Annotated in this window: 13 protein-coding genes; 10 read left to right on the forward strand and 3 right to left on the reverse strand. The window is 31.8% G+C overall.

Features of this window, described 5'->3' with window-relative positions; translation table 11 throughout:
* The first annotated feature begins 120 nt into the window (after positions 1 to 120).
* Positions 121 to 621 (forward strand): GNAT family N-acetyltransferase, encoded by a 501-nt coding sequence (locus tag ACFQ0S_RS13110; RefSeq protein ID WP_379759285.1) that lies wholly within the window; start codon positions 121 to 123, stop codon positions 619 to 621.
* Between the two features lie 3 nt (positions 622 to 624).
* Here ACFQ0S_RS13110 and ACFQ0S_RS13115 read toward each other — a convergent pair whose 3' ends face one another.
* Positions 625 to 1203: a glutathione peroxidase gene (locus tag ACFQ0S_RS13115; RefSeq protein WP_379759282.1), complete on the reverse strand. Its 579-nt coding sequence runs from the start codon at positions 1201 to 1203 to the stop codon at positions 625 to 627.
* Positions 1204 to 1652: 449 nt separating this feature from the next.
* On the opposite strand from ACFQ0S_RS13115, the gene ACFQ0S_RS13120 reads away from it, so the two are divergent.
* From ACFQ0S_RS13120 to ACFQ0S_RS13135, 4 genes are all read left to right on the forward strand, one after another.
* Positions 1653 to 2156 carry a TlpA family protein disulfide reductase gene (locus tag ACFQ0S_RS13120; RefSeq protein ID WP_379759279.1) on the forward strand — a complete coding sequence of 168 codons (504 nt, stop codon included), beginning with the start codon at positions 1653 to 1655 and terminating at the stop codon, positions 2154 to 2156.
* Positions 2156 to 2908 (forward strand): triose-phosphate isomerase, encoded by a 753-nt coding sequence (gene tpiA / locus ACFQ0S_RS13125; RefSeq protein WP_379759276.1) that lies wholly within the window; start codon positions 2156 to 2158, stop codon positions 2906 to 2908. The genes ACFQ0S_RS13120 and tpiA overlap by 1 nt, the downstream gene beginning before the upstream one ends.
* A gap of 99 nt (positions 2909 to 3007) precedes the next feature.
* Positions 3008 to 3841, forward strand: a complete 834-nt coding sequence (gene prmA, locus ACFQ0S_RS13130; protein WP_379759273.1) for a 50S ribosomal protein L11 methyltransferase — start codon at positions 3008 to 3010, stop codon at positions 3839 to 3841.
* Positions 3842 to 3889: 48 nt separating this feature from the next.
* On the forward strand, positions 3890 to 4165 hold the full coding sequence (locus tag ACFQ0S_RS13135) for an ATP-dependent Clp protease adaptor ClpS (RefSeq protein WP_379759270.1): 276 nt from the start codon (positions 3890 to 3892) through the stop codon (positions 4163 to 4165).
* A gap of 16 nt (positions 4166 to 4181) precedes the next feature.
* Here ACFQ0S_RS13135 and ACFQ0S_RS13140 read toward each other — a convergent pair whose 3' ends face one another.
* Together ACFQ0S_RS13140 and ACFQ0S_RS13145 are read right to left on the reverse strand one after the other, a co-directional pair.
* Positions 4182 to 4595: a DUF6691 family protein gene (locus ACFQ0S_RS13140; protein WP_379759267.1), complete on the reverse strand. Its 414-nt coding sequence runs from the start codon at positions 4593 to 4595 to the stop codon at positions 4182 to 4184.
* Positions 4596 to 4599: 4 nt separating this feature from the next.
* Positions 4600 to 5157, reverse strand: a complete 558-nt coding sequence (locus ACFQ0S_RS13145; RefSeq protein ID WP_379759264.1) for a YeeE/YedE family protein — start codon at positions 5155 to 5157, stop codon at positions 4600 to 4602.
* Positions 5158 to 5265: 108 nt separating this feature from the next.
* Between ACFQ0S_RS13145 and ACFQ0S_RS13150 the strand changes: the two genes are divergently transcribed.
* The 5 genes from ACFQ0S_RS13150 (at position 5266) to ACFQ0S_RS13170 (ending at position 10789) form a co-directional block, all read left to right on the forward strand.
* A complete protein-coding gene (locus ACFQ0S_RS13150; RefSeq protein WP_379759261.1) occupies positions 5266 to 5754 on the forward strand; it encodes a DUF4199 domain-containing protein in 489 nt (162 codons plus the stop codon).
* Positions 5755 to 5756: 2 nt separating this feature from the next.
* Complete coding sequence (locus ACFQ0S_RS13155; RefSeq protein ID WP_379759258.1) at positions 5757 to 6206, forward strand: 2-dehydro-3-deoxyphosphooctonate aldolase; 450 nt, start codon at positions 5757 to 5759, stop codon at positions 6204 to 6206.
* A 78-nt stretch (positions 6207 to 6284) separates the two neighbouring features.
* Entirely contained in the window at positions 6285 to 7103 is an 819-nt protein-coding gene (gene kdsA, locus ACFQ0S_RS13160) for a 3-deoxy-8-phosphooctulonate synthase (protein WP_379759255.1), read from the forward strand.
* A 283-nt stretch (positions 7104 to 7386) separates the two neighbouring features.
* Positions 7387 to 8886, forward strand: a complete 1500-nt coding sequence (locus tag ACFQ0S_RS13165) for a transglutaminase family protein (protein WP_379759252.1) — start codon at positions 7387 to 7389, stop codon at positions 8884 to 8886.
* On the forward strand, positions 8852 to 10789 hold the full coding sequence (locus ACFQ0S_RS13170; RefSeq protein WP_379759249.1) for a transglutaminase family protein: 1938 nt from the start codon (positions 8852 to 8854) through the stop codon (positions 10787 to 10789). Before ACFQ0S_RS13165 ends, ACFQ0S_RS13170 begins: the two co-directional genes overlap by 35 nt.
* Positions 10790 to 10870 lie beyond the last annotated feature (81 nt).

Genomic DNA, 10870 nt, shown 5'->3' on the forward strand with positions numbered 1-10870 from the left:
AAAATTGATACTTCAATTGAAACAATATGAGTAGGCTAACAAATTTAACATTTTGCCTTTACATTTTTAGAAAAAAGGCATAAACTTTATATATATTTGATTAAAGTATCAAAAAATCCGATGAACGTAACAATTAGGCCAGCAACGATTAATGATTTACCAGCAATTTTAGCAATAGTTAATTATGCTATACTACATACTACTGCAAATTATAACTATGATATTCAAACTATTGAAATTCAGAGTCAATGGTTTTTTGATAAAGAAAAGCAAAATTTCCCAGTAGTTGTTGCTGAAATTAATGGTCTAACAATTGGTTATGGAACCTATGGCACTTTTAGAGAAAAAATTGGCTATAAATACACTGTTGAACATTCTGTTTATGTTTCAGAAGATTATATTGGAAAAGGAATTGGAAAACTCCTTTTAAACGAATTAATTGTATTGGCTAAATCACAAAGGTACCACACTATGATAGGCGCCATAGATGCTAATAATTCAGGAAGCATTGCTTTTCATAAAAAATTTGGTTTTAAAGAATGTGGAGTTGTTAAAGAAGCGGCTTTTAAATTTGATAAATGGCTCGATTTGTTATTTATGCAATTAATTTTAAAAGAATAAAAATTAACTTTTTATCCAATTTATAATAACATCATCTGTAGGTGAAACTTGAGGTGAAATTACCTTTTCTAATTCGCCTTTTTCATTGATTAAATATTTTTGAAAATTCCATTCTACTTCTGAATCTTGCAAACCATTTTTAGATTTTTGTGTCAAAAATTGATACACTTTATCCATATCATTTCCTTTCACCGAAATTTTACTCATCATTGGAAAAGTGACTCCATAATTTTGTTGACAAAAAGCACCTATTTCTTCATTTGTACCTGGCTCCTGCTGACCAAAATTATTCGCTGGAAAACCAATAATTACAAAATTTTTGTCTTTATACTCTTTGTAAATTTTTTCTAAGCCTTTGTATTGTGGAGTCAAACCGCATTTAGAAGCCGTGTTTACAATCATTATTTTTTTACCTTTAAGAGTTGCAAAATCAAAGGTTTTACCTGATAAATCTTCTACCTTAAATTGATAGATGTTTTGTTTTTCCATAACAGTAGTTTTCGTAACGGTTTTAGTTTGACTTTGTCCTTGGCAAGATACCAGTAAAATGGAGCCTACTAAAATTGTAACTATTTTTTTCATTTGAAATTTTTTATAAAATTAGTTTAAATTGTAAAGGTAAAACGATGAGCAACTATTAAAGTTATAATAATCTTTATTTAATAAACCCATCGATAAAATCACCAATTGGTTTAACAACAAAAACATACAAATATCTATTTATAACTTATATATTATTTTAGCATTAATAAAAAATGAGTTCCAGTAAAAAATGAATAAAATCTAAACTTTGTATTGATTTTGTAACTTAGATTAAGTGGAAATTAAGTTTAGTTCAATTAGTATTAAAGGTGTTTTTTCTATTTTTAAATTGTTTTACTCCAAATATTTTATAGAAAAACTATATAGATTTATCATTTATAGAATCAAAGATTAAATCATAGCCTACTTTCACTAAAACTTAAAAATTTAAATGGATTCATTTTAAAGTAACGATTTATAAATGTAAATTTGTATTCCAAAATATTCAAATGAAAGTTAAAGTTATAATTGCCTATATCATTTTATGTTTTTCCAGCATTTCGTGTTCGCAAGCTCAAAAAACAGAATTTTCAAGAAAAGCATTAGAAGAAAAGATTATTACTGTAGACGGAAATCCTATTGCCTTTCAAGACGTTTTAAATCAATACAAAGGAAAAACTATAGTAATAGAGATTTGGGCATCGTGGTGTGGCGACTGTATTAAAGCAATGCCCAAAATAAAAGAACTACAAAATACCAATCCCGAAGTTACTTACCTGTTTTTTTCATTAGATAAAACAATCGACAAATGGAAAGCTGGTATAGAGAAACATCAAATTAATGGGGACCACTATTTTATTAAAAACGGAATGAACGGTTCGTTTGGAAAAGCATTAGACTTAGATTGGATTCCAAGATATATAATCATTGATAAAACTGGAAAAATTATTGTCTATCGAGCAATAGAAACTGACTTTGAATTAATAAACACAACCTTAAAATCACTTAAATAATGAGACACAAAATTGTTGCAGGGAACTGGAAAATGCATAAAAATGCTGAAGATACAGAAGATTTATTAAACGACTTAATCGATAAATTGCCAAATGACAAAGATGTAGAAATTATAGTTGCTCCAACTTTTGTAAACCTATCCTCGGCAGTAAATCATTTAGAGTTTACAAACATTCAAGTAGCTGCACAAAACATGCATCAAGCTGAAAGTGGTGCTTTTACTGGAGAAATATCAGCCGATATGCTAAAAAGTATTGGTGTAAACACTGTGATTTTAGGTCATTCAGAACGTCGTGCAATTTTTCATGAAACTGACTCTATAATTTCATTTAAAGTAGACGCAGCGTTAAAACACGATTTAAGAGTAATTTTTTGTTTTGGAGAAGAACTAAAAGATCGTCAAAACAATCAACATTTTAATGTAGTTGAAAACCAATTAAAAGACGGATTATTTCAAATTGATAAATCAGATTGGGAAAACATCGTACTAGCTTATGAACCGGTTTGGGCAATAGGAACGGGTGAAACGGCATCGCCAGAACAAGCTCAAGAAATGCACGAATTTATTAGAGAAACTGTTCGTAAAGCTTTTGGAAGTGATATTGCCGAAAACGTTTCGATTCTTTATGGAGGAAGTGTAAAACCTGACAATGCTAAAGAAATTTTTGGAAAACCAGATGTTGACGGAGGATTAATTGGAGGTGCTGCACTAAAAGCAGATGATTTTGCTGCAATTGCTAATGCTATTTAAAACGAATTAAGTAAGTAACGTAAAGAGATTTGGATATAAGTATTCAAGTCTCTTTTTTTAATTCAACAAAAGAGATTCTTACCTTTACAAAAAAATAAAATGTCAAATATCTATTTAGGTTATCATTTTACAGTTGAACCAAAAGATTTGGGTTCTGAAATTCTAGTTGCTGAATTAGGCGAATTGCCTTTCGAAAGTTTCATAGAAAGTGATTTTGGAGTTACCGCCTATATTCAAAAACAATTTTGGAATGAAACAATTTTAGAAGAGGTTCAAATCTTGAATTCGCCTGAATTTGTAATTTCTTACACCATCGAAGAAATAGAACAAGTAAATTGGAATGAGGAATGGGAAAAGAATTTTGAAGCAATTGATGTTGACGGAAAATGTCATGTACGTGCTCCATTTCATCCAAAAACCAATGCTGAGTTTGATATTATTATTGAGCCAAAAATGAGTTTCGGAACAGGTCATCACGAAACTACCCACATGATGATTCAGCATTTATTAGAAACAGATGTTGCTGAAATGAAAACACTTGATATGGGCTGTGGAACAGCAATTCTTGCCATTCTTGCAGAAATGAAAGGAGCAAAACCTATTGATGCTATAGATATTGACAATTGGTGTTATTTAAACTCTATTGAAAATGCCGAACGCAACAATTGCAAAAACATTACGGTTTATGAGGGAGATGCAGCAATATTAAAAGATAAAAAATACGATTTGATTATTGCAAACATCAATAGAAATATTTTGTTGAACGACATGCAAAGTTATGTAGATTGTCTTAATCCAAAAGGCACGATTTTATTTAGCGGATTTTATACAGAAGACATTCCATTTATTGATGCTTCTTGTATTGAAAAAGGATTAACTTTTGTTAAAAAATTGGAAAGAAACAATTGGGTTTCTTTAAAATATGTAAATTAGCATTTGTATTTTTTAGAACAAAAGTCAAATAATTATAAAGGTCTGAAAATGGCAACAATAGAAAAAACTCAACAGGATACCTCAGTACTAGAAGCAGTAGACATTAACAATGAAATTGTACTTTTTAATGATGATGTTAATACTTTTGATCATGTTATTGAAACTTTAATAGCGGTTTGCAATCACACTGCTATTCAAGCCGAACAATGTGCTATTTTAGTACATTACAAAGGAAAATGCACCGTAAAAACAGGTTCATTTGAAGAACTAAAACCACAATGTACACAATTATTAGAGGCAGGTTTGAGTGCAGAGATTGTATAAATAAACCTGATTTAATTTAATGCGGTAATTTATTTTTAATTAATCCGTAAATAAAAGTTCCTAATAAAGCTCCAAAAAGCACCAATACCATTGGCAAAAATCCTGCACCTAACAAAATAAAAATGGGTCCAGGACATGACCCAACCAATGCCCAGCCTAGTCCAAAAATAATTCCACCAGCCAAAAACCTTACAGATCCTTTCTCTTTATCAGGAACTACGATTGGCACTCCTTGTATATTTTTTAATTGTAATTTTTTTATAATTTGTAGTCCAATAATACCTGTTGCAATAGCCACCATAATAATTCCATACATATGAAACGATTGAAATTGAAACATTTCATAAATGCGATACCAAGAAACAGCTTCCGATTTTGTGAGTACAATCCCGAAAACAAATCCAACAAGTAGGTATTTTAATGCTTTCATATTTCTAAAAAATTAAGGGTAAAATTAAATGTGACATTACTAATCCGCCTATAAAAAATCCAATAACGGCTTTTAAAGATTGTATTTGCAAATTACTTATTCCTGCAATGGCATGACCAGAAGTACATCCAGAAGCATAACGTGAACCAAAACCAATTAAAATTCCTCCAATAATAAGTATAAAAATCATCTTTGGAGATTGAAAAACTTCATTTTCAAATAAAGTATTTGGTAATAACTTTCCGTTTGGAGCATCAATTCCCATTTTTGCTAATTGCTCGATAGTTTTAGGATTAATTGATACATTGGTAGAATGACTCAAAAAATGTACCGCTACAATTCCACCTAAGATAGATCCAAGAACAACTGCCAGATTCCATCTATTAGACTTCCAATTAAACTTAAAATAATCTGAAAACCTATCAGCGCCCACCATAGTACAAAGTGTTTCTAAATTAGAAGACATTCCAAATGTTTTTCCAAAATAATTTAGTGTTAGCATGATTATTGCAATTAAAAAGCCGGAAACATACCAAGGCCAAGTCTGAAATAAAATATCCATAAATATAATAGTTTATACAAAAATAAGAATTCAAATGATTTTAGAAGCTAAATATGTAGAATTTGAAATAAACTAGTATTTTTGAATAGAAATTTAAAACTGAATTCGATGAAAAAAATAGCCATAGAAATAAAATGGGGACTCCTTTTTAGTATTGCTACTCTCGTTTGGATGATAATAGAGAATGTCGTTGGACTACATGATAAATACATAAGTAAACACCTCATATACACAAATTTATTTGCTATAATTGCGATTGCAATATATTTTTTAGCATTAAAAGAAAAAAAACACTCTATTTTTAACGGGAAAATGACTTGGCGACAAGGCTTTATTTCAGGTGTTACTTTATCAATTGTTATTAGTTTTTTGAGTCCATTGGTACAATACATCACATTTACCCTTATTACTCCTCAGTTTTTCACAAACATAATTAAGTATGCTGTTGAAAATAAAGTACAAACACAAGAACAAGCAGAGGCCTATTTTAGTTTAAAAAACTATATGCTACAGGGTGTCTTTGGTGGATTGTCTATGGGAGTTTTTACGTCAGCAATTGTTGCCTTTATTCTAAAAACTAAAAATTATAAAAACTAAAAATGAAAGTACACTTTTTTATTCTTCTTGTATTTTGCTCATTATGTTCCTGCGTTAGTACAAAATCAACTTTAAAAAACATTGATGAGTCAGCCCCTATTCCTAAACTTACAAACCAAAATACTTTTGTAATAACTGCATATAGTAAAGACGAAAAATACGGATATGACAAAGATTATCCAATAAATGTATTTTTTGGGAATACAAAAAATGAAGTCATCAATCAGGAACGCTTTTTAAATGCATTGGCAGGACCAAAAGGCGAAAAAATTAAATTCGAAAAAATAGAAAGTTGTTGCCCTTTTCCAACCAAGAAAAGTGAAATGGGTGTTGGATTACTTGATGTTTATGAAATAACATGGGAAGGACAAAAAACACCAATTAAATTATACTTTAATATCTATGAGAAAGGTGCTTTGATGGTTCCTCTTGGTTTAAGTTTAAAAAAATAATTTTAAAAACATTTGAATACCTTTCTTTATTAGATATTCATATTTCCTAATTACATTTGTTTCCTCAAAAAAATCACTATGAACTTACAACATATTCCACAAATAAAACATCTTGATAGCGGTAATTTTTTTCTTCTGTCAGGTCCATGCGCTATAGAAGGTGAAGAAATGGCTATGCGAATTGCCGAAAAATTAGTTACAATTACCGATACATTAAAAATTCCATACGTTTTTAAAGGGTCATTTAAAAAAGCAAATCGTTCTAGAATTGACAGCTTTTCAGGAATTGGTGATGAAAAAGCATTAAAAATACTCAGAAAAGTTTCTGAAACTTTTGGAGTTCCAACCGTAACAGATATACATACTAATGAAGATGCCGTGATGGCTGCTGCTTATGTTGATGTATTACAAATTCCAGCATTTTTAGTTCGCCAAACTGATTTAGTTTTAGCAGCAGCCAATACTGGAAAGGTTGTTAACTTAAAGAAAGGGCAATTTATGAGTCCAGAAAGTATGAAGCATGCTGTACAAAAGGTATTGGATTGTAACAACCAAAACGTAATGGTTACTGATAGAGGAACCATGTTTGGCTATCAAGATATGATCGTAGATTTTAGAGGAATACCAACTTTACAACAATTTGCTACGACTGTTCTTGACGTAACACATTCCTTGCAACAACCGAATCAAACTACTGGAGTTACTGGTGGAAGACCTGATATGATTGAAACTGTTGCAAAAGCAGGAATAGCTGTTGGTGTAGATGGTATATTTATTGAAACCCATTTCGATCCTGCAAATGCTAAAAGCGATGGTGCAAATATGCTTCATTTAGATCTTTTTGAAGGTCTAATGACAAAATTAGTAGCGATAAGACAAACTATAAATCAATTTTAATTATTTTCACTTCTATATTTTAAAAAGCGTCTTAACAATTATTTGTTAAGACGTTTTTTTATTAAAAGACCTTATCGGTACTATTCAAAAATAAAAATTATAAAGGATATCATATAATCAATTAATAAATGAATTTTAAAGAATATTGCATTATTTATATTGAAAAATGATTTAGTTGATAAAAATTGACTTTTTTATTATAATATGATGTATTTTTATCAATGATTACTCGAAAACAATGTTTTTTTTACAATATTTGTATAAATGATTTAAATAAAAAAACATGTCCATCAAAATAGCCATTTCACACAAAACAGCTTACAAATTTGACCGAAGTGTAAAGCTATTTCCCCATATTTTCAGACTTCGCCCTGCTGCTCACTCTCGAACATCGATTGAAGGATATACCTTTAAAATTTATCCAGAAAACCATTTTATCAATTGGCAACAAGACCCTTTTGGTAATTACCAAGCAAGAGTTGTTTTTAATGAATTGGCTACTGAGTTAAGAGTAGAAGTTGAAGTTATTGCCAAATTACAGGTGATAAATCCTTTTGATTTTTTTGTTGAAGAATATGCTGAAAAATTTCCATTTAAATATGATAAAAATCTTGAGAAAGAGTTATCTCTCTATTTGGAAATAAAAGAAACTGGGATTGAGATGTCAAAGTTTATTTCGCATTTGGCATTACAAAAAGACCTCATCACAGTTGATTTTTTAGTTTACGCCAATCAGCAAGTATTCAATTTATTAAATTATAATATTCGATTGGAAGTTGGAGTACAAAGTTGCGAAGAAACCATGACCATTAAAAGTGGCTCTTGTCGCGATTTTGCTTGGTTATTGGTACAAGTACTTCGAAGCCTAGGATTAGCAGCACGCTTTGTTTCTGGTTATTTAGTACAGCTTACCCCAGATGTAAAATCGCTTGATGGTCCTTCTGGTCCTGAAAAAGACTTTACCGATTTGCATGCATGGGTAGAAGTTTATTTGCCTGGAGCGGGCTGGATTGGACTTGATCCTACTTCTGGACTTTTTGCTGGCGAAGGTCATATTCCTTTATGTTGCACTCCTGATTATGAAAGTGCAGCACCTGTAACTGGAGCTACCGAAATTTGTAATGTAGAATTTGAATTTGATAATAGTGTATTCCGAATTCATGAAAATCCTAGAGTAACCAAACCCTACACAGAAGAACAATGGAGTAAGGTAATGAAAGTAGGTAATGATGTAGAAAAAGACTTGATGGAAGGTGATGTAAGACTTACCATGGGTGGCGAACCCACCTTTGTTTCTATAGATGATTTTGAATCTCCTGAATGGAATTCTACCGCTGATGGACCTTTAAAACGGAAATTGGCTTATGATTTAGCACTTCGTTTAAAAAAACGTTTTGCTCATGGTGGTTTATTACATTTTGGACAAGGAAAATGGTATCCGGGCGAATTATTTCCTCGTTGGCAATATGCACTTTACTGGAGAAAAGATGGGCTTCCATTATGGAAAAATGATGATTTGATAGCTAAAGAAGGACAAACCAATTTTACTTTTCACGATGCTGAACGATTTGCTATTGAGCTAACAAAATATTTAGGAATTGCAGTAACCAACATTACTCCTACTTATGAAGATCCAATTTATTGGGCTTTAGAAGAAGGAAAACTTCCTGTAAATCTTGATCCTTTGGCAGTAAACTTAAAAGATTCTGTGCAGCGACATACTTTGGCAAAATTATTAGAAAAAAGGCTTGAACAATCCTGCTGGTTTTGTAGTTCCAATTAAATGGATACACGAATCCAATTCTTGGTTAAGTTGCGTTTGGGAATTTAGAAGACAACAATGTTATCTCATACGAGGTAATTCTCCAATAGGTTTGCGATTGCCATTAGAATCTTTACCTAAAGTCTCAAAACTGAAAAGAGAACAACCCATTGAGCGAAGTTTATTTGAAGAGTTGCCTCCATTAGGAAATTATTATCAATCGCTTGAAGAGCGTTACGAAACTACTTCTGCAACATTTAAAGCTCCAAAACGAAAACCAATAGAAGATGAAGTCGAAGAAAATGAATCTTTACTTTTTGAAACAGAGACATTTTCAACGGCATTATGTGTGGAAGAACGAGACGGTATCATTTATGTTTTTCTTCCTCCAACGGATTATTTAGAAACCTATTTAGACTTGATTGCTTCGGTAGAAACTACTGCTGAAAAATTACAAATACCAGTTAGAATTGAAGGGTATCAGCCCAAATCTGATTATCGTATAGAAAAAATGATGGTTACCCCAGACCCCGGAGTAATTGAGGTAAATGTGCATCCCGCAAAATCATGGCAAGAAATTGTTGATAATACAACTGCGCTTTATGAAGAGGCATTTTTATCTCGTTTAGGAACTGATAAATATATGGTTGATGGTCGTCATACCGGAACCGGCGGAGGCAATCACGTTACCCTTGGCGCTGCAAAGCCCGAAGACAGTCCGCTTTTAAGAAGACCTGATTTGCTCCGAAGCTTAATTACTTATTGGCAACATCACCCGGTTTTGAGTTATCTTTTTGCTGGTCCGTTCATAGGTCCTACAAGTCAAGCACCTAGAATTGACGAAGGACGAGATGAACGCCTTTATGAAATGGAAATTGCTTTTGAGCAAATACCTGACGATGAAGAAGTTCCTTTTTGGATGGTTGACCGAATTTTTAGAAATTTATTGGTAGATATAACAGGAAACACGCATCGCACTGAGTTTTGCATTGATAAATTGTACTCTCCAGATTCTTCGACTGGAAGATTAGGGATATTAGAACTAAGAGCTTTTGATATGCCACCACACAAACACATGAATTTAGTACAGACTTTATTAGTAAGGGCATTAGTAGCAAAATTTTGGAAAAATCCTTATAAGAAAAAATTAGTAAGATGGGGAACAGAACTTCATGACAAATTTTTATTGCCACATTTTGCCTATTTGGATATGATAGATGTAGTGAATGACTTAAAAGAGTCCGGTTATGACTTTGATATTTCTTGGTTTGATCCATTTTTTGAATTTAGATTTCCACATCATGGCGGAATTACGGTTGATAATATCCAACTAGAAATACGATTAGGAATAGAACCTTGGCACGTTTTGGGCGAAGAATTATCCAATTCTGGAACTGCTCGCTTTGTAGACTCTTCTTTAGAAAGGTTACAAGTAAAAGTTTCAGGTATCATTCCTGATCGCCATATTTTGCTATGCAAAGGTTGCCGAATTCCACTGAGAAGTACAGGTACAAAAGGCGAATATGTTGCTGGGATTCGCTACAAAGCGTGGAATCCACCATCAGCTTTACATCCAAATATTGGTGTTGATGTACCGTTAGTTTTTGATATTGTTGATACTTGGAACGATCGCGTCATTGGTGGTTGTACCTATTTTGTATCACATCCCGGAGGAAGAAGTTTTGAAACCTATCCTGTAAACAGTTATGAAGCTGAATCTCGAAAAATTAGTCGTTTCTGGGATTTTGGGCACACTCCTTCTAGTACCTTAGAACAAACTTCACCAATTATAAATTCACCAACAGCTTCTCGTTTTGTTGCTGAAAATAAATCAGACCTTAAACCAGAAACCCCAATAGAATTAATAAATCCTGAATATCCAAGTACTTTAGATTTAAGACATTATTGGGTAGCAAAAAAATAAAAAGATGATGGAAGCATTCAAAAAAGTATAATTTCTTGTCGTTTTACAATAAAACTAGTATTTTGCAGGAATTATAAAGAA

The organism is Flavobacterium myungsuense, from assembly GCF_042677265.1.
Taxonomy (GTDB): Bacteria; Bacteroidota; Bacteroidia; order Flavobacteriales; family Flavobacteriaceae; genus Flavobacterium; species Flavobacterium myungsuense.

Excerpts from the sequence above, each read along its gene's own strand:
- ACFQ0S_RS13145 (WP_379759264.1), bottom strand. The coding sequence starts at position 5,157 with ATGGATATTTTATTTCAGACTTGGCCTTGGTATGTTTCCGGCTTTTTA.
- ACFQ0S_RS13155 (WP_379759258.1), top strand. The coding sequence starts at position 5,757 with ATGAAAGTACACTTTTTTATTCTTCTTGTATTTTGCTCATTATGTTCC.
- ACFQ0S_RS13135 (WP_379759270.1), top strand. The coding sequence starts at position 3,890 with ATGGCAACAATAGAAAAAACTCAACAGGATACCTCAGTACTAGAAGCA.
- tpiA (WP_379759276.1), top strand. The coding sequence starts at position 2,156 with ATGAGACACAAAATTGTTGCAGGGAACTGGAAAATGCATAAAAATGCT.
- kdsA (WP_379759255.1), top strand. The coding sequence starts at position 6,285 with ATGAACTTACAACATATTCCACAAATAAAACATCTTGATAGCGGTAAT.
- ACFQ0S_RS13110 (WP_379759285.1), top strand. The coding sequence starts at position 121 with ATGAACGTAACAATTAGGCCAGCAACGATTAATGATTTACCAGCAATT.
- prmA (WP_379759273.1), top strand. The coding sequence starts at position 3,008 with ATGTCAAATATCTATTTAGGTTATCATTTTACAGTTGAACCAAAAGAT.
- ACFQ0S_RS13165 (WP_379759252.1), top strand. The coding sequence starts at position 7,387 with ATGTCCATCAAAATAGCCATTTCACACAAAACAGCTTACAAATTTGAC.
- ACFQ0S_RS13150 (WP_379759261.1), top strand. The coding sequence starts at position 5,266 with ATGAAAAAAATAGCCATAGAAATAAAATGGGGACTCCTTTTTAGTATT.
- ACFQ0S_RS13115 (WP_379759282.1), bottom strand. The coding sequence starts at position 1,203 with ATGAAAAAAATAGTTACAATTTTAGTAGGCTCCATTTTACTGGTATCT.
- ACFQ0S_RS13140 (WP_379759267.1), bottom strand. The coding sequence starts at position 4,595 with ATGAAAGCATTAAAATACCTACTTGTTGGATTTGTTTTCGGGATTGTA.
- ACFQ0S_RS13120 (WP_379759279.1), top strand. The coding sequence starts at position 1,653 with ATGAAAGTTAAAGTTATAATTGCCTATATCATTTTATGTTTTTCCAGC.